Origin of the sequence: Rhodococcus spelaei, assembly GCF_006704125.1 — a bacterium.
GTDB lineage: Bacteria > Actinomycetota > Actinomycetes > Mycobacteriales > Mycobacteriaceae > Rhodococcus_G > Rhodococcus_G spelaei.
Genome location: NZ_VIGH01000001.1, coordinates 353,814 through 372,862 on the forward strand (window position 1 = coordinate 353,814; position 19,049 = coordinate 372,862).

Consider the following 19,049-nt stretch of genomic DNA (forward strand, 5'->3'; position numbering starts at 1 on the left):
GATGGCTGCCGCGGGTAAGGGACGGACGTCGGCCGGGCGCAGGTTCCTGCGCCTGTTGATCGTGCTCATCGTGATGCTGCTGGTCGCGTTGGCCGCGCTGGTGGCGTGGTACCTGCTGGCGGGGCGCGTGCCCAAGCCGCCGCCCGTCCCGACGCCGACGCCGGGACGGCCCTCCGCGCAGCCGGCCAGTTGTCCGGACGTGCAGGTGGTCGCGATACCTGGCACCTGGGAGTCCAGTGCCGGGGACGACCCGTTCAACCCGACCGCGAACCTGAACTCGTTGATGCTCAACATCACTCGCCCGCTCGAGGCGCAGTTCGGTCCGCAGCGGGCCCAGGTCTACACGGTGCCGTACGTCGCCCAGTTCTCGAACCCGGTGGCCCTGCCGCCGGACGGTCAGACCTCGTACAACAAGAGCCGCGGTGAGGGCACCGCCAAGGCCACCGAGGTGATGGCCTCGATGCACGCCAACTGCCCGCTGACCAGCTTCGTGCTGACCGGTTTCTCGCAGGGGGCGGTGATCGCGGGTGACGTGGCAGCCGCCATCGGCGCGGGCACCGGCCCGGTTCCCGCCGACCTGGTGCTCGGCGTCGGCGTCATCGCGGACGGTCGACGCGACCCCGCCGCCGCCCCGACCATCGGACCCTCGGTCGGGGGTGTCGGCGCCGAGTTGTCGCTGAACGGGCTGAAGGTCCCGGGGATCACGATGACCGGTCCGCGCCCGGGTGGCTTCGGTGCACTCGCCGACCGGACTGTCCAGATCTGCGCGCCGTCGGACGGGATCTGCGACGCGCCACCCAACGCGTTCAAGCCGTCGAATCTCCTCGCCAGCCTCAGCCGTGTCGGGGAGTACATCAACAATCCTGTCCATGCCCTGTACAACACCTTCGTGGTCGATCAAAACGGCACCACGGCGACCCAGTGGATGACAAACTGGGCCGCTGACAAGGTACGGTCCGCGCCGGTTCCCGCTCACGAATAGTGGGGACCCGTGCGAACCCGATAGAGTGGCCAATTGGCCACCTGCCGTACCGCGTGCCCCCAGTTTCAGGAGAAGCGATAGATGAGTTCCGCCGACGCCACCGCGCCGCGCAAGTTCCGGTTCGCCGCCGGCGGAGAGGGCAACGCCGAGGAAGGTGGCGCCCGTCGCTTCGTCAAGCTGGCGCAGAAGGCCGAGGAACTCGGGTACGACAGCTTCATGATTCCGGACCACCTGGGCAACCAGGTCGGACCGATCGCGGCGCTCGGTGCGCTGGCCGTCGCCACCGACAAGATCCGTCTCGGAACTGCGGTGCTGGCCAACGGTTTTCGGCATCCCGCGGTCCTCGCCAAGGACGCGGCGACCATCGACGTCCTCTCCGGTGGACGGCTGGAACTGGGCATCGGTGCCGGCTGGATGAAGGAAGAGTTCGACAAGGGCGGCATCACGTACGACAGCCCCGGGGTGCGCATCGCGAAGCTCGCGGAGACCCTCGAAATCCTGGACACGTTGCTGCGCGGGCAGGAGTGCAACTTCCAGGGCGAGTACTACCAGATCAACGGACTCAAGGGCAGCCCGCGCCCGCGTCAGGGTCCGCGTCCGCCGATCGCCGTCGGCGGCGGCGGTCCCAAGATGCTGGCGTTGGCCGCGAAGTACGCGGACATCATCTCGTTGGCCCCGCCCAGCAACCGGGACGGCAAGATGCTGCTGTCCGGCATCACGATGGAGGCGACCGCCGCTCGGGTCGATCGGATCCGCGAGGCCGCCGGTGACAGGTTCGACGACATCGAACTGAACTGGACGATCACCACCATCATGCCCACCGACGACCGCGAGGCGATGGCCGAGATGGCCCTGGCCGCGCTCGCCAACGGGTATCCCCCGAACATCGAGGTGGATGTCACCCTGACCGTGGAGGACATTCTCAACTCTCCCTACCTGGCGTTCGGCACCTACGAGGAGATTGCCGATCAGATCAGGGCCGTTCGAGCTCGCACATCGATGTCGTACGTGGGCATCTTCCCGACCCAGATGGATGCGTTTGCTCCCGTGATCACCCAACTCAAGGGTGAATGACGCTCAGGCATCTGTAGCATTCTGTTGGTTTGGGGTGCGAAGCAGATCGTTACCAAGACGAGACCTGCCTATTGCCACTAGACACTATTTGCACGACCCCTCGCTGCCGCAGGGGACGAAGCCCGCGGGTGCACAGACGCCGCGCTGCGGGCTTGCCTTGGAGGAGAAGGTATGAACCAGACTTTCGATGACTACATCGACGAAGCGGGACACATCCGGCTGATGCCGGGTAGCACCCTCGTCGACCACGTCGAACGGCACACCCGGGAGAACTCGGACGAGCTGGCATACCGATATATCGATTACTCGCGTGAGCGCGACGGCGAGGTCCAGGAGCTCACCTGGGACCAGTTCGGCCACCGCCTCCGCGCGGTCGCGGCCCGCCTTCAGCAGGTCACCGAGCCCGGTCAGCGGGTGGCAATCCTCGCGCCCCAGGGCCTCGACTACGTCATCTCCTTCTTCGCGGCCATGCACGCGGGCACCATCGCCGTGCCGCTGTTCGACCCGGACGAGCCCGGTCACGGTGACCGCCTGCACGCCGTCCTCGGCGACTGCAAGCCGTCCGCGATCCTCACCGCCTCCGGCTCGGCCGCGGGCGTTCGCCAGCTGTTCCGCACCCTGCCCGCCGCGGAGCGGCCCCGCATCATCGCCGTCGACGCCATCCCGGACACCGTCGCGGAGAGCTGGGTCTACCCGGAGATCGGCCTCGACGACATCGCGTACCTGCAGTACACCTCGGGCTCGACCCGGGTCCCCGCGGGCGTGGAGATCACCCACCGCGCGGTCGGCACCAACGCGCTGCAGATGGTCGACGCGATCGAGCTGACCACCGACTCCCGCGGCGTCACCTGGCTGCCGCTGTTCCACGACATGGGCCTGCTCACGGTGATCCTGCCCGCCCTCGGCGGCAAGTACATCACCATCATGAGCCCGCGCGCCTTCGTCCAGCGTCCGTACCGCTGGATCAAGGAACTGGCCGCCATCACCGACGGTGCGGGCACCTTCGCCGCGGCGCCGAACTTCGCCTTCGAGCACGCGGCCGCCCGTGGCCTGCCCAAGGACGGCGAGACCCTCGACCTGAGCAACGTCATCGGCCTGATCAACGGCAGCGAGCCGGTCACCACGTCGTCGATGCGCAAGTTCAACGACGCGTTCGGGCCGTACGGACTGCCCAAGACCGCGATCAAGCCGTCGTACGGCATGGCGGAGGCGACGCTGTTCGTCTCGTCCACCAAGCACAGCGACGAGGCCAGGGTCATCTACGTCGACCGCGACGAGCTCAACCGCGGTCGCATGGTCACCGTCGACAAGGACGCCCCGGGCGCCATCGCGCAGGTGTCCTGCGGCTACGTCGCGCGCAGCCAGTGGGCGGCCATCGTCGACGCCGAATCCGGCGCCGAGGTCCCCGACGAGCAGGTCGGCGAGATCTGGCTGCACGGCAACAACATGGGCCAGGGCTACTGGGGTCGTCCCGAGGAGACCGAGCAGACCTTCCACAACAAGCTTGCCGCGAAGATCGCCGAGGGCAGCCACGCCGACGGCGCGCCCGAGGACTCGAACTGGATGCGCACCGGCGACTTCGGCGTGTACGTGGACGGCGAGCTCTACATCACCGGCCGGGTCAAGGACCTGGTGATCGTCGACGGCCGCAACCACTACCCGCAGGACCTCGAGGCGACCGCGCAGGAGGCGAGCACCGCGCTGCGGCCCGGCTTCGTCGCGGCGTTCGCGGTGCCGGCGAACCAGCTGCCCAAGGAGGTGTTCGAGGCGGGCGCGGGCCTGACCTTCGACGCCGACGACGCGTCCGAGCAGCTGGTTCTGGTCGGCGAGCGCGCCCCCGGTGCGGGCAAGGCCGACCCGGGTCCGATCGCCGACGCGGTCCGCGCGGCGATCTCCACCAGGCACGGCGTCACCGCGCGCGACGTGCTGCTCGTGCCCGCGGGATCCATCCCGCGAACCTCCAGCGGCAAGATCGCGCGACGCGCCTGCAAGGCCGCATACATCGAGGGCACACTGCGCGGTGGTTACACGCAGACCGCGTTCCCCGATAGCGTCTAAGACGACAAGTCCTTTCCGACGGGTAGCGTGATGGGTTGATGGCTGAAACAGAGATGACGGTCGCGCAGCTGCGCGAATGGCTGCGCAACTGGGTTGCCGAGGCCACCGGGCAACCGGTGGATCAGATCACCGACGACCGCCCGATGGAGGAATTCGGGCTCGCGTCCCGGGATGCCGTCGCTCTGTCCGGCGAGATCGAGGAACTGGTCGGCGTCACGCTGAACGCCACGGTCGTCTATCAGCACCCCACCATCGCCTCGCTCGCGACGCTGATCATCGAGGGTGAGCCGGAGGTGCCCGAGGTCGGTGACGACGCCGCGTACTACACGCGGGGGGACACCTCGCAGTCGCACGACATCGCGATCGTCGGCGTGTCCACCCGTTTCCCCGGCACCGGGCAGACCCCGGACGAGATGTGGCGACTGCTCATCGAGGGCCGCGACGCCGTCACCGAGCTGCCCGCGGGTCGCTGGGACGAGTTCGCCGCGGACCCGCAGATCGCCGCGGCGATCGAGAAGGCCAACACCAAGGGTGGCTACCTCGACGACGTGAAGGGCTTCGACGCGGAGTTCTTCGCGATGTCGCCGCTCGAGGTCAAGAACGTCGACCCGCAGCAGCGACTCGCGATGGAGCTGACGTGGGAAGCGCTCGAGCACGCCCGGATCCCCGCCAACGAGCTCAAGGGCGAGCAGGTCGGCGTCTTCATCGGCAGCTCCGCCAACGACTACCAGCTCCTCGCCGTCAGTGACCCGGTGAATGCGCATCCGTACGCGCTGACCGGCACCTCGACGTCCATTGTCGCGAACCGGGTCTCCTACTACTTCGACTTCCGCGGGCCGTCGATCGCACTCGACACGGCCTGCTCGTCCTCGCTGGTCGCCGTGCACCAGGCGGTGCGTTCTCTGCGGTCCGGCGAGTCGGACCTGGCGTTGGCCGGCGGCGTCAACATGCTCGTCGCGCCCGCCGCGACCCTCGGCTTCGACGAGACCGGCATCCTGACCGACGACGGCAAGATCAAGGCGTTCTCCTCCGACGCGACCGGCATCGTGCGCGCCGAGGGCGGCGGACTGGTCGTGCTCAAGCGGCTCGAGGACGCCGAACGCGACGGGGACCAGATCCTCGCGGTGATCGCGGGATCCGCGGTCAACCAGGACGGCCGCTCCAACGGCATGCTCGCCCCCAACCCCGACGCGCAGGCCGAGGTGCTGCGCAGCGCCTACCGCGACGCGGGCATCGTCCCGTCCGGCGTGGACTACATCGAGGCGCACGGCACCGGCACCATCCTCGGCGACCCGATCGAGGCGGACGCGCTCGGACGCGTCGTCGGCCGCGGCCGGGACGACGACAAGCCCGCACTGCTCGGCTCCGCGAAGACGAACTTCGGTCATCTCGAGGCTGCCGCCGGCGCCGCGGGTCTGATCAAGGTCGTGCTGGCGATGCGGGAGGACAAGCTCCCGCCGTCGCTGAACTACGCGGGCCCGAACCCGTACATCCCGTTCGACACCGCGCACCTGCGCGTGATCCCCGAGGCCACCGACTGGCCGCGGTACACCGGTCGCGCGATCGCGGGCGTCTCCGGCTTCGGCTTCGGCGGCACCAACGCGCACGTGGTGGTCCGCGAGTACGAGGCGCCTACGGCGCCTGTGAGTCCTTCTGGTCCCGCTGCGGACCAGAAGGACTCACAGGCCACGGAGTGGCTTGATGCCGAGGCCGCGGCGGTGCTGGCCGACGCCGCCGAGTCCATGGGCGTCGAGGCCACCGCCGACTCGGGTGATGGGAACCGTCATTCGGACCAACTGGCCGAGGGTTCCCCCCACCCGGTGGACGAGCGGCCTGACGATGCCCACCCGGACGCGGAGCGGCCGGCCGAGTCACAGCCGCTGCCCGTGCTGCTCGCTGTCTCCGCCGCGATGCCCTCGCGCCGTCGGCTGGCTGCCGCGAACCTGGCGGACTGGCTCGAGACCGCGGAAGGCAGCGCGACCCCGCTCGAGGACCTCGGACGCGCTCTGGCCCGACGCAATCACGGACGCTCCCGCGCGGTCGTGCTGGCCCGCACCCACGCCGAGGCCATCACCGGACTGCGTGCGGTCGCCGCGGGCAAGCCCGGTCAGGGCGTGCTGTCCGCCGACGCCCCCGCCGCCAAGGGTGCGGTCTGGGTGTTCTCCGGCTTCGGCTCGCAGCACCGCAAGATGGCCAAGCAGCTGTACCGCAGCAACGCCGTGTTCCGGAAGACGGTCGACGAGGTCGACGAGCTGATCGAGTACGAGGCCGGCTACAAGATGGCCGAGAAGTTCCTCGACGACTCGATCGACTACGACGTCGAGACCTCGCAGGTTGGCATCTTCACCATCCAGGTCGGGCTCGCGGCCGTGCTGCGCCACCACGGTGCCGATCCGGCGGCCGCGGTCGGGCACTCGATGGGTGAGGCCGCCGCCGCCTACGTCACCGGCGGACTCTCGCCCGAGGATGCGGTGCGCGTGATCACCGCCCGCTCGCGCCTGATGGGCGAGGGCGAGTCGGTGCTGTCCGGCGACGACATCCGGCTGATGGCGCTCGTCGAATACAGCGCCGCCGAGATCGAGTCGGTGCTCGGGGACTTTCCGCACCTCGAGGTCTGCGTGTACGCGGCCCCGACGCACACCGTCATCGGTGGGCCCCAGCCCGAGGTGGAGGCCATCGTGGCCCGTGCCGAGGCGGAGGAGAAGCTCGGCCGGATCCTGCAGACCAAGGGCGCCAGCCACACCTCGCAGGTGGACCCGATCCTCGGCGAGCTGGCCGCGGAGCTGGCCGGCATCGAGCCGCACACGTTGAAGGTCGGGCTGTACTCCTCGGTTGACAAGGAGACCTTCTACCGCGCCGGCCACGAGCCGATCCACCAGGTCGAGTACTGGACCAAGGGCATGCGGCACAGCGTCTACTTCACCAACGCGGTGCGGATGGCGGTCGACAGCGGGCACACCACGTTCGTGGAGTTGGCCCCGAACCCCGCGACGCTGATGTCGGTCGCGGCGACCGCGTTCGACGCCGGACTGGTTGACGCGCAGCTGATCCCGACCCTCAAGCGCAAGGAGGACGAGGAGGTCGGCGTCCTCAACGCGCTCGCGCAGCTGTACGTGCACGGACACGCGGTGGACCTGCCGTCGCTGTTCGCCACGGGCGACTTCGCGAACCCGCCGCGGACCGCGTTCCTGCGCAAGGAGCACTGGCTCGACACCCGCGTCTCGACGTCCGGTTCGTCCCGGGCCCCCGGCGCGCACGTCTCGCTGCCCGACGGCAGGCACGTCTGGGAGGTCGCGGCAGGTGCCGTCACCGACCTGAACGAGCTGGCGACTTCGGCTGCCGCGCAGGTGCTTTCGGATGTGACGCTGACCGCCGCAATCGCGCGCGGTGAGCTGCCCGCCGAGGGCACGCTGACCACGACGCTGAACCCGCATCCGGGCGGTGCCTCACTGCAGGTGCACGGCAAGACCGGCGCTGATTTCGTGCTGCTGCTGGACGCCGTCGTCACCGCCGGGGAGCCCCTGCCCGAGCTGGTCGTCGCGGCACCTGTCGCGCGGTCCAGCTCGCCGATGGAGGAACTGCCCGAGGTCGTCGAATCCTTCGGTGACAAGTGGGATCCGAACAGCAGCCAGACCCTCGAGGACCGGCTGGCGCTGATCGTCGCCGAGTCCATGGGCTACGCGCCCGAGGACCTGCCGGCCGAGATCCCGCTCATCGAGCTGGGCCTGGACTCGCTGATGGCGGTGCGGATCAAGAACCGCGTCGAGTACGAGTTCGACATCCCGCAGCTGCAGCTGCAGGCGGTCCGGGACGCGAACCTGCGCGAGGTGGAGAAGTACCTGCGCTACGCGATCGAGAACCGCGAAGAGGTCGAGGCGCTCGCTGAGCAGCAGCGCGCCGAGAAGGCGGCCGCCGAGGTCGCCGAGGTCGAAGAGGCTTCCACCGCACTCGATTCCGAGCTCGACGGGGAGTCGACGAGCCCGGTCGCGGAGGCCGAGCAGATCGTCGCCGAGGCGGAGCAGGACTCGTCGGACGGGGAGATCAACGTCCCGCCGCGCGACGCCGCCGAGCGGCTCACGTTCGCGACCTGGGCGGTGGTGACTGGCAAGTCCGCCAAGGGCATCTTCAACATCCTCCCGGTGCTCGACGACGACACCGCGGAGAGGCTGGCGGCGCGACTGACCGAGCGGGCCGGCGGCGAGGTGAGCTTCGACGACGTGCTCGACTCGGAGACCGTCGAGCAGCTCGCGGAGCGGGTGCGCGAGCACCTCGAGGACGGCGTCAAGATCGACGGGCTGGTGCGCACCCTGCGCGAACGTCCTGAGGGATCCTCTGCCGTACCGGTTTTCGTGTTCCACCCGGCCGGTGGGTCCACCGTCGCCTACGAGCCGCTGCTGCGTCGGCTTCCGGCGCACACCCCGATGTACGGCTTCGAACGCACCGAGGGTCCGATCGAGGTGCGTGCCGCCGAGTACCTGCCGCTGATCAAGGAGATCCAGGGCGACGGTCCGTACGTGCTGTACGGCTGGTCGCTCGGCGGGGTTCTGTCCTACGCCGTCGGCTCGATGCTGCGTGCGGAGGGCAAGGACGTCCGGATCGTCGGGCTGATCGACACGGTCATGGCGGGCGAGGACGTCGAGGACACGCCCGAGGAAATCAAGAAGCGCTGGCAGCGGTACGCCGCGTTCGCGAAGAAGACGTACAACGTCGACGCGCCGCTGCCGTACGACAAGCTCGCCGCGGCCGAATCCGACGAGGAGCAGATCCAGATCCTGATGGACCTGCTGAAGGTGAGCGGCGCGCAGATTCCCGGCGGGATCATCAAGCACCAGCGCACCTCCTGGCTGGACAACCGGGCGCTGCAGACGGCGAAGCCGGACAGGTACGACGGGGAGGTCGTGCTGTACCTCGCGGACCGGTACCACGACGACGCCATCGCCCTCGAGCCCTCGTTCGCGACGCGGGCACCCGACGGCGGCTGGGGGAAGATTGCCCCGAACCTGGAGATCATCCATGTCGGCGGCGACCACATCCAGATCGTGGACGAACCGTACATCGCCAAGGTGGGGGCCGACCTGACCGAGAAGCTGGCCGTCATCGAGGCCGAGAACCGGAGTAACTGAGTGAGCACCACCACCGCCGAGAAGCTCGCCGAGCTGCGCGAGAAGCTCGAGCTGTCGAAGGCCCCGGGCAACCCGAAGGCCATCGAGAAGCGCAAGGCGAAGGGCCTGCCGACGCCACGCGAACGCATCGACATGCTGCTCGACCCGGGCACCTTCGTCGAGCTGGGACAGCTCGCCCGGCAGCCCGGCGACCCGTCGAACCCGTACGGTGACGGCGTCGTCACGGGCCACGGACTCGTCGACGGCCGGCCGGTCGCGGTGTTCGCCCACGACCAGACCGTCTTCGGCGGTGCCGCCGGCGAGATCTTCGGCCGAAAGGTCGCCGCCGTCAACGACTTCGCCATCAAGATCGGTTGCCCCGTCGTCGGCATCAACGAGTCCGCCGGCGCCCGGATCCAGGACGCCGTGACGTCACTGGCGTGGTACGCCGAGATGGGTCGACGCCAGGAGCCGCTGTCGGGCATGTGCCCGCAGATCTCGATCATCCTGGGCAAGTGCGCCGGTGGTGCGGTGTACGCGCCGATCAACACCGACCTCGTGATCGCGACCGACGAGTCGTTCATGTTCGTCACCGGACCGGACGTGATCAAGTCCGTCACCGGTGAGGACGTCAGCCTCGACGAGCTCGGTGGCGCCCGCAAGCAGGCCGAGTACGGCAACATCCATCATGTCGCGGCCGACGAGAAGGCCGCGTTCGAGTACGCGCGCCAGTACCTGAGCTTCATGCCGTCGAGCTGCAACGAGAAGCCTCCGATCGTCAATCCCGGCCTGGAGCCGGAGATCACAGAAGAGGACCTCGCGCTCGACACGTTCATGCCGGACGCCGACAACGCCGGCTACGACATGCACGACATCCTGCTGCGGATCTTCGACGACGGCGACTTCCTCGAGGTCCGCGGCCAGACCGCACAGAACATCATCACCGGGTTCGCCCGCGTGGACGGGCGCGCCGTCGGCGTGGTCGCCAATCAGCCGATGCACCTGTCCGGAGCGCTCGACGCAGCGTCCTCGGACAAGGCAGCACACTTCGTGCGGGTCTGCGACGCGTACGACATCCCGCTGGTGTTCGTCGTCGACACGCCGGGCTTCCTGGTCGGTGTGGAGCAGGAGAAGATCGGCGTCATCAAGCGCGGCGGCCGCTTCCTGTTCTCCTACGTCGAGGCCACCGTTCCCAAGGTGACTGTCGTGGTGCGCAAGTCGTACGGCGGCGGCTACGCGGTGATGGGGTCGAAGCAGCTCGGCGCCGACGTGAACCTGGCGTGGCCCACCGCGCGAATCGCCGTGATGGGCGCTGAGGGTGCGGTCAACATCATCGGACGCAGGCAGATCGAGGCGGCGGGCGAGAATGCCGCGGCCGTCCGCCGCGACCTGATCAACTTCTACAACGAGCACGTCGCGACGCCGTACATCGCGGCCGAGCGCGGGTACGTCGACGCCGTGATCTACCCGTCGACCACCCGCCTCGAGATCCGCAAGGCGCTGACCCTGCTCCGGGACAAGACGATCTACAAGAACCCGCGCAAGCACCACCTGCTCCCGCTCTGATCGCAGTGCCCCGGGCTCTCCCGCAGGGTGATGGGAACCATCATTCGGTCTGACTGGCTGATGGTTCCCATCACCCAGGAGTGTCGGGGCGAATGCGGACGTTCGGGCGCGGACGCGATCGCGCCAACTCGTAGTGGTCGCGGAGGTTGTCGATGATGCGACCCGGTTCCAGGCGCAGATGGCTCGGGAGGGTTGCCATGACCACGATGCCGGCGCTCTGCATCGTCGCTCGACGCTTCAGCGTGTGATCGTGCTCCTCGGCGCCGAGATGCCAGTCGTGCGAATCGATCTCCCACGCGAGCGCAACATCGTCGAACCACCCGTCCGGGCGGGCGAGGAACCGGCCGCGACTGTCCTCGACGATCTTGTTGGGCAGCATGAGTGGCAGACCGCTGCGTTTCCACAGCTCGAAGGCGTCGATTTCCGCCACCGAGTGTGCGTTCTCGCCAACTTCCTCGAGTACCTTGCGGGGCAAGGCAGTGCCGCGTCGACTGCCGAAGTTCAACTCGGCCAACAGATCTGACGGGGTGGCATCGCCTCGCTGCACCACCTCGGAGATCAGTGCGCGTACGGTCCTGATATCTGTAATACGCCGCGCTGCATCGAGGAGTGCTCGGGTGATGGGTGCGCATGCCAGACTGCCGAGCTGCACGGGGTTCGGCATCCGTGCGCTCCGCTCGACCGTCAGGAAGTCCATCGATTGGAGTCGGCGCGCGTGGGGTATCAGTACGTGCACGTCACCGGCCGCCTCGGAACTGAGGTAGCCGTGTTCGGCGAGCGCGGCACGTCCGGTGAGGACCGCATCCGCGCCGCAGTACCGCAACGCCGCACTTCGCCTCTGTCGCTGCGTCGGGATTCCGTTGTGCAACAGGATCAGTCCGGGAAGGATGCGCTGCCAGGGTCCGCCACTTCGACAGCGGGCGTCGATGGCGTAGCCGGACATTCCGGCTTCGCGAAGGTCAGCGACACGCACTAGTCCGTCGTCACTCCAGGCCCACAGCTCGTCGAACTCGACCGACCCCCATCGCCCCCGTCTCATGCCAGCAGTATTCCCACGGAGCCCTCACGACGGAATGGTGTCTGTCGTCGCCTGTGGATAACCCTGCCACGTGTGCACAGCCAACCAGGGTGATGGGAACCCTCGGCCAGTTAGACCGAATGAAGGTTCCCATCACCCTGAGGGGTGGTGCAGGGGAAGTGGGCGGCTAGTGGGGGTAGACCCGCATCATGCCGGGGCTCCAGAAGCCCGACCGCTTGACGTCGGTGGTGTCGACGGTCGCGGGGACGGCATTCGGGAAGTGCGGGTTGTACCGCTCGAGGGCGCCCCAGTCCCGGCCCCAGTCGTGGTTGAGGTACGTCGGGACCGTCGAGGCCTCGGCGAGCATCTCGGTCCAGCCGAGCGGACCACCGTTCTCCTCCGACTGCCAGGTGTCGGTGGAGCTGACCGCGAGCGGACGGTCCGGCAGGATGCGGTAGCCGGGTACCTCGGCGACGCCATACTGGTGGTCGAACGGGCGCTGGCACGGGAACTGCAGCCCGACCGCCCAGTCCAGCAGCACCGGCTGGGTTGACCCGACGTAGTCGTTGAGCGTCTGCAGCTGCGGCACCCGCGGCGGGGTGAACGCCAGCCACTGGTCGCCCGTCAGGTTCGGGTCGTTGGCGACGATCCGCACCACGTCGGTGGTCGCGGGCAGCTCGTCGAGCGGGATCCGCAGGTTCCGCCAGGACGGCGCGGGGCCGATGTCCTTGGGGAGGTAGGTGCCCTGCGAGGTGATCGACCCGTCGGCCTCCCGGTGTCCGTACTCGAGCAGCAGCGACTGACCGTAGGTGACCTTGCCGCTCTTGTCCTCCGACCAGATGCGGCCGGCGGCCGACACGACCACCAGCGGTGAGCTGTCGCTGCGGGCGGGCAGCTGGTACCAGCTCGAGGTGGCCTGGGCGGGCTCCTGCACGCCGGTCTGGTAGCTACCGAGGACCGGGGTGGTCGCCGGGTCCAGCCCGAACGGGAGCTTGACGGTGCTGCCGTTGACGCCGCGTGCACCGGTGCCGCCCTCGGTTCCGGCGCCGGCGCCGGTGACGAAGGTGGCCCCGACCGACTGGTTGTCGGTGTTGGCCTGGCCGGGCTTGACCTCGGTGTAGTCGGCGGACAGGTCCGACGGCACCCCGTTGGGGCTGAAGCCGGTCGGGTTGCTTCCGCCCAGCGGACCGAACGGCTCAGCCGGGCGGCGAGCCGCATCGGGAATCGTGGAGATCGGTTGCAGGCGACCGGCATTCGGGTCGGCCTCGGTGAGGACGTCGTCGGCCAGACCGCACATCGACCCGGTGACCGCGTCGATGTTCGAGCGGGCCAACGAGTAGGCCGGGTACTGCGAGACCGCGCCCTTGGCCATCGAGAGGATCTCGAACAGGACCATCGCGGCGGCGACCGCGGTCAGCGGGATCGGGGCGAACCTCTTGATCCGCCTACCTCTTTCGCTGGACGCCTTCACCTCGGTGCCGACGAAGTCCTCGCGGAAGTACTGCCAGGCGACGAGCAGGATGGCCAGCACGAACAGCACCAGCATCGCGGTGTTGACTTCCTTGCCTCCGAGGGACACCGTCTTGTCGAACCACGGAATGCCATAGCTCGAGACGTACCACCAGCCGTTGATGCCGGCGAACGAGAAGGCAAGCACCAGTAGCAGTCCCGCGGCGAACATTGTCCGGTTGCGGCGCGAGCGCAGCGCCGCGGCCGAGACGGCGACCGTGGTCAGCGCGGCGAGGGAACCGGCGATGCCCGCGTACGCGCCGAAGTGGTGGGTCCACTTGGTGGGGTTGAACATCATGAAGAAGATGGTGCCGAACACGACGCCGAGCAGACGCCAGGACGGTCCGACCGCCGCGCCCGGAATCTTCTTGCGGCGCAACAGCACGAACAGTGCGGTGAACAGGCACAGCACCATGATCAGGAAGGCGAAACGACGCGCCAGTGAGCCGTCCACGGTCTGCACGAAGAGGTAGTAGTACCGGAGGAACTCCTCGTACCAGTGCATGTTCGGGCCGATCAGCGTGCGCACCCGGGTGGCCTCGCGGACGCCGGCGAACGTCTGGTCCGCGAACACGGCGACCAGCACCACGGCGCCCGCGGCGAGGATCGGCGCGACCAGCGGGAGTGTGCCGACCTCCCGGTGCCGCTTGACGACCAGCCGGACCATCGGCCGGGCGCCGGCGAGCAGCGCCGCCACACACATCAGGCCGGTGGGTGCCGCGCCGAGCGAGAACGCGGCGATCAGCACAGCCACCGCGGCGGGCAGCAGGCGTCCGGTCGCGATGGACCGCTCCACCGAGCACCAGGTCAGCAGCGCGCCGAGCGCCACGATCGGCTCGGGGCGCAGGCCGTTGTTGTAGGGCAGCCAGAACGCGAGGAACACCAGGCCACCGGTCCACACCGCGGCGGAGTTCAACCGGACCGCGCGACCGAGACGCGGGATGACCTCGCGGCTGATGACCAGCCAGCACAGGATGCCGGCGATCAGCGCGGGCAGGCGCATCCACGGGCTCGCGGTGGAGACCTTCGCGAACGCGGCGAGCACGTCGTAGTACCAGCCGAAGGGTGCCTCGGGGACGCCGAACCAGCGGAAGTAGTTGGCCATGTAGCCGGAGTGCTCGGACACCCGCGCCATGGTCAGCAGGTAACCGTCGTCGGAGGTGTTCGCTCCGATGAAGTGCCAGAGCGCGAGGATCGCGACGACCACGCCGTCGACCAGCTTGAACCGCCACCAGTGGGACGGGAAGAAGCGTCGGTGGCCGCGGCCGTCGGTGCCGTCGAGTCGGGCGAGCGCGACCAGCGCGGCGATGGTCAGGATGCACGCGAGGACCATCGCGGCGAGCTTGACGAACGTCGGCGAGGACGAGAACCGGGAGTCGATGTTCGCGGTCAGCGTCAGGTCGGCGGGAGCCCGGCCCTCGAGGTTGGTGAACACGCCGACCATCTGCGGGCGGAGGTCGCCGGTCAGGGTGCCGGTGACCGGGTGCCCGTCGACCGTCAGGCCCTCGAAGGCCGCGGTCGTGCGGTTGATGTCGGAGCTGATGGTGATCGCCGAGCAGCCGCCGGACTCGACCGCGGCCCGCGGCGCCGACGCGACCACGACGTTGCGGTCGAGGACGTCGACGGTGGAGTCGCTGACTCGGACGAACATCGCGTTGAGCGGTGCCCCGGTGCCCTGCGGCGGGGCGGTGCCGAGCAACAGCCCGCCGGTCGGCGGGAGGTCGCGGACCAGGCGGCAGGGCACGCTGGCCTGCAGGTCGATCGGGACCTGCGAGACGAGGGGCGCGTCGACGCTGCCGATGACGCCCGCCTGCGGCCAGTTCAACGCGGCGGAGGTCTGGTTGACCGGCAGGAACGGGGTAGCGACGGCGAAGACGAATCCGAGCAGCCCGGTGACGATCGCGATCAGCCGGGCGGTCCGGTATTTCGCGCGCATGTCTACCTGTTCGGGAGCTGCGGGGGCCTGGGGAGAAGCTGTCACGACGTCGGGCACGGTTCACGATGGTATGCGAGCAACCTGAGTGGCTCACACCGCATGGAGATTGTCCGAAAATTGAGGTCACGGGAGTCGGTGCGGGCCCTGCATGTCGAGGAGCAGGGCCGCACCGAGCCCGCGACGTCGGTTACCGCGCAGCGATCGGACCCGGCCTCCACTGTCCCGACCGGGTGACGGTCGCGGTGTCGACGGTCGCGGTCGCCGCGGACGGGTCGAGGGGTGTGTACTTCTCGAGCGAACCCCAGTCCCGCGCCCAGTCCTCGTTCAGGTAGCTGGGCATTGTCCGCGAGGTCAGCAGCAGGTCGATCCAGCCGAGCGGTCCGCCGCCGATCTTGTCCTGCCAACCGTTGGTCGAGTCGGCGCCGACGCGGTCGGGCAGGATCCGGTACTCGGGCACCTCGGCGACGCCGTACCGGTGGTCGAACGGGCGCTGGCACGGGAACGACAGGCCGACCGACCAGTCGAGCAGCACCGGTGCCGACGACCCGACCACCTCGTTGAGCGTCTGCAGCTGCGGCACCCGCGGCGGGGTGATCGCCAGCCACTGCTTCTGGCTCAGGTCGTGATCGTTCGCCACCAGCCGGACCGTGTCGGCGTCGGCGGGGATCTGCGACATCGGCACCCGCAGGTTCCGCCAGGACGGCGACGGGCCGATGTCGATCGGAGTGATGCTGCCCCCGACCTCGACACCGCCGTCGGGGGTCCGCTTGCCGTACTCGACCGACAGGTCCTGGCCGTAGGTGACGATGCCGTCCTTGTCGACGTACCGGATGCGACCGGCGGCGGTGACCACGAGGATCGGCGCCGCGTCGCTCCGGGCGGGCAGCTCGTACCAGCCGGTGGTGAGGTGCGCGGGCGCCTGCGCGCCGGCCTGGTAGCTGCCGAGTACCGGGGTCGTCGCCGGGTTCAGCCCGAACGGCAGTTTCACGGAGCTGCCGTTGACGCCGGTGGATCCGGTGCCGCCGCCGGTGCCCGCGCCGGTCCCGGTGCTGGTGGTGGTCGACGTGGCGTCGACGGTGTTGGCCCCGCCCGCCGCCTTGTTCTCGGCGTCGGCGGTGAGGTCGAGGGGCACGCCGTTGGGGGTGAAGCCGGTGTTGGTGGCGGCGCTCCCGAACGGATCCGCGCCGGGGGTGAGCGGGGCGAGGGTGCCCGCATTGGCGTCGGGTTCGATCAGTACGTCGTCGGCGAGCGCGCAGGTGTCGCCGGTGAGGGTGTCGAAGTTGGACCGGGCCACCGAGTACGCCGGGTACTGGGAGATCGCGCCCTTCGCGAGCGAGAGCACCTCCACCAGCACGATGAACGCGGCCGCCAGGGTCAGCGGCGACGCGAGCAGGGCCCGCCAGCCGCGGGCGGGGTGCGGCTGTTCGGGTGCGCGGTACGGCTCCCGCAGGTGCTGCCAGCCGGCCAGCAGCAGCGCGAGGATGCTCAACGCGAGCAGGCCGGTCGCGAAGGTGTAGCCGTGGATCGACGGCGACTTGTCCCACCACGGGATGCCGTAGCTCGACACGTACCACCAGCCGTTGGGGCCGGTGAACGCCAGTGCGAGCAGGAACAGCACCCCGGCGGCGAACAGCGTCCGGTTGCGCCGTGAGCGCAGGGTCGCGGCGGCGATGCCGACGGCGGTCACCGCGGCGATGGATCCGGCGAGGCCGGCGTACACGCCGAAGTGGTGGGTCCACTTGGTCGGCGTCGTCATCATCAGCAACAGGGAGGCGAAGACGATGCCGAGGATGCGGCGCGACGGCCCGGCCGCGGCGCCGGGGATCTTGCCGCGGCCGCGCAGCAGCAGCATCGCGCACACGATCAGGCACAGGAACATCGCGAAGACGCCGAACCGGCGGGCCAGCGAGCCGTCGGGGGAGACGTTCAGCAGTGCGTCGTAGCGGTGGTACTCGCCGAACCACGACACGTTGGGACCGATGGCGGTGCGGACCTTCGTCGCTTCCAAGACGGTGGCGAGGGTCTGGTCGGCGAAGATCGCGACGAGGACGACGAGGCCGGCCGCCAGGATCGGGGCGACGAGCGGCAGCCACCCGACCACCCGGGCGCGGGTGACCAGGATCTTCACCAGTGGTCGCAGGCTCACGATCAGGGCGGCGACGGCGATCACCCCGGTCGGCCCGGCGGCGAGCGAGAAGGCGGCGATCAGCACGCCCACGGCGGCGGGCAGCAGTCGTCCGGTGGCGATGGCCCGTTCGATCGAGCACCAGGTCAGCAGCGCGCCGAGCGCGATGATCGGTTCCGGGCGCAGGCCGTTGTTGTAGGGCAGCCAGAAGGACAGGAACACCAGGCCGGCGGTCCACACCGCGATGCGGTTGTGCCGCACCGCCCGACCGAGACGCGGGATCACCTCGCGGCTGATCACCATCCAGCACAGGATTCCGGCGATCAGCGCGGGCAACCGCATCCAGGTGCTGGCGGTGGAGACCTTGGCCATCGCGGCGAGTACGTCGTAGTACCAGCCGAACGGGGCCTCGGGGACGCCGAACCAGCGGTAGTAGTTGGCCATGTAGCCGGAGTGCTCGGAGACCCGGGCCATGTTGAGCAGGTAGCCGTCGTCGGAGGTGTTGGCGCCGATGAAGTGCCAGAGCACGAGGGTGCCGGCGACGACCGCGTCGACGCCGGTGAACTTCCACCAGTGCGAGGGGAAGAACCGGCGGGCGCGGCGGCCGTCGACGTTGTCGAGGCGGTGCAGGGCGACCAACGCGAGCAGGGTCGCGAGTGCACCGACGATCATCGCCAGCAGCTTGAACAGCGTGGGGCTGGACGAGAACCGGGAGTCGATCTCGGCCTGCACCTGCAGGCCCGCGGGGGCGGCGCCCTGCAGGTCACTGAAGATCCCGACCATCTGGGGACGCAGGTCGCCGGGCTGGTCCGCGGTGACCGGGGTGGAGCCGGCCGGCATACCGGCGAAGGTGGCGGTGGTGTGGGTGGCGTCCGAGTGGACGACGATCGCCGTGCATCCGCCTGCGGTGAGTTCGGCGAGCGGTGCGGATATCAACTGCGAGTTCCGCAGGATCACCGAGACGGTCCGGTCGGCATCGGAGGTGACCTTCACGGTGAGCCCGGCGAGCTCGGAGTCCGGTGCCTGTTTCGGCGCGGTGGAGACGAGGGTGTCGCCGCCCGGGGGCAGGGTCCCGGCGACGGCGCACGGGATGTGGATGTCGAGGGCGAGCGGCTCGTAACTGACCAGCGGGGCGTTCACGCTGGTGAGCGAGTCGTTCTGCGGCCAGGACACGTGGGCGGTCTGCTGGTCGACCGGCAGCAGGGGCGTCAGGACGGCGAGGACGGCGCCGAGCAGGCCGGCAACGATCGCGATCAGGCGGGCGGTCCGCACTCCGGACCGGTTTGCGGAATCGATTCCGGGCTTGGACATTCCGGGCGTGGACGCTGCGGGGAACTCAGACTCGGCGGGCACAAGGACCGATCCTATGGGTTGGGTGCCGCGTCACCGGTCGTCGGCGAGTCCCGAGGGCGCGAGTCCGGGGTCCGTGCGAGGGTGTGGACCCCGGACTCGCTGCCTGTCAGGAGTCGAAGTGGAAGCCACCCCCACCGGCTCCGCCACCCGCCGCGCCACCGCCGGCAGCGCCACCCGAACCGCTGCCCGAGCCGGTGCCGAAGTTGCCGCCGAACATCGCGGAGATCAGGGTCGAAAAGATCGTCGAGAAGGACATAAGCGCTCCTGCGGGTCGTGCGATGGTGACCGGCACCGGTTGGTGCCGTGAGCCATTGGACCGAGCTGTC

General features: G+C 69.2%; 9 protein-coding genes. 5 read left to right on the top strand and 4 right to left on the bottom strand.

Features of this window, described 5'->3' with window-relative positions; genetic code table 11:
- Position 1: 1 nt before the first annotated feature.
- The 5 genes from FK531_RS01615 to FK531_RS01635 all read left to right on the top strand — a co-directional run bounded on the left by FK531_RS01615 (position 2) and on the right by FK531_RS01635 (position 10,782).
- On the top strand, positions 2-982 hold the full coding sequence (locus FK531_RS01615) for a cutinase family protein (protein ID WP_142094896.1): 981 nt from the start codon (positions 2-4) through the stop codon (positions 980-982).
- A gap of 81 nt (positions 983-1,063) precedes the next feature.
- Positions 1,064-2,056 carry an LLM class F420-dependent oxidoreductase gene (locus tag FK531_RS01620; protein ID WP_142094897.1) on the top strand — a complete coding sequence of 331 codons (993 nt, stop codon included), beginning with the start codon at positions 1,064-1,066 and terminating at the stop codon, positions 2,054-2,056.
- Positions 2,057-2,227: 171 nt separating this feature from the next.
- Entirely contained in the window at positions 2,228-4,114 is a 1,887-nt protein-coding gene (fadD32, locus tag FK531_RS01625; protein WP_142094898.1) for a long-chain-fatty-acid--AMP ligase FadD32, read from the top strand.
- Between the two features lie 53 nt (positions 4,115-4,167).
- Positions 4,168-9,237 (top strand): polyketide synthase Pks13, encoded by a 5,070-nt coding sequence (pks13, locus tag FK531_RS01630; protein WP_142095313.1) that lies wholly within the window; start codon positions 4,168-4,170, stop codon positions 9,235-9,237.
- On the top strand, positions 9,238-10,782 hold the full coding sequence (locus FK531_RS01635) for an acyl-CoA carboxylase subunit beta (protein ID WP_142094899.1): 1,545 nt from the start codon (positions 9,238-9,240) through the stop codon (positions 10,780-10,782).
- A 70-nt stretch (positions 10,783-10,852) separates the two neighbouring features.
- On the opposite strand, the gene FK531_RS01640 is transcribed toward FK531_RS01635, so the two are convergent.
- From FK531_RS01640 to FK531_RS22185, 4 genes are all read right to left on the bottom strand, one after another.
- A complete protein-coding gene (locus FK531_RS01640) occupies positions 10,853-11,755 on the bottom strand; it encodes a hypothetical protein (RefSeq protein ID WP_354003498.1) in 903 nt (300 codons plus the stop codon).
- 232 nt (positions 11,756-11,987) lie between these two features.
- On the bottom strand, positions 11,988-15,245 hold the full coding sequence (locus tag FK531_RS01645) for an arabinosyltransferase domain-containing protein (RefSeq protein WP_142095314.1): 3,258 nt from the start codon (positions 15,243-15,245) through the stop codon (positions 11,988-11,990).
- Between the two features lie 187 nt (positions 15,246-15,432).
- Positions 15,433-18,681, bottom strand: a complete 3,249-nt coding sequence (locus tag FK531_RS01650) for an arabinosyltransferase domain-containing protein (protein ID WP_142095315.1) — start codon at positions 18,679-18,681, stop codon at positions 15,433-15,435.
- Positions 18,682-18,829: 148 nt separating this feature from the next.
- A complete protein-coding gene (locus FK531_RS22185; protein WP_181762771.1) occupies positions 18,830-18,979 on the bottom strand; it encodes a hypothetical protein in 150 nt (49 codons plus the stop codon).
- Between the last annotated feature and the right edge of the window lie 70 nt (positions 18,980-19,049).

Excerpts from the sequence above, each read along its gene's own strand:
- FK531_RS01620 (WP_142094897.1), top strand. The coding sequence starts at position 1,064 with ATGAGTTCCGCCGACGCCACCGCGCCGCGCAAGTTCCGGTTCGCCGCC.
- fadD32 (WP_142094898.1), top strand. The coding sequence starts at position 2,228 with ATGAACCAGACTTTCGATGACTACATCGACGAAGCGGGACACATCCGG.
- FK531_RS01645 (WP_142095314.1), bottom strand. The coding sequence starts at position 15,245 with ATGCGCGCGAAATACCGGACCGCCCGGCTGATCGCGATCGTCACCGGG.
- FK531_RS22185 (WP_181762771.1), bottom strand. The coding sequence starts at position 18,979 with ATGTCCTTCTCGACGATCTTTTCGACCCTGATCTCCGCGATGTTCGGC.
- pks13 (WP_142095313.1), top strand. The coding sequence starts at position 4,168 with ATGACGGTCGCGCAGCTGCGCGAATGGCTGCGCAACTGGGTTGCCGAG.
- FK531_RS01615 (WP_142094896.1), top strand. The coding sequence starts at position 2 with ATGGCTGCCGCGGGTAAGGGACGGACGTCGGCCGGGCGCAGGTTCCTG.
- FK531_RS01650 (WP_142095315.1), bottom strand. The coding sequence starts at position 18,681 with ATGTCCAAGCCCGGAATCGATTCCGCAAACCGGTCCGGAGTGCGGACC.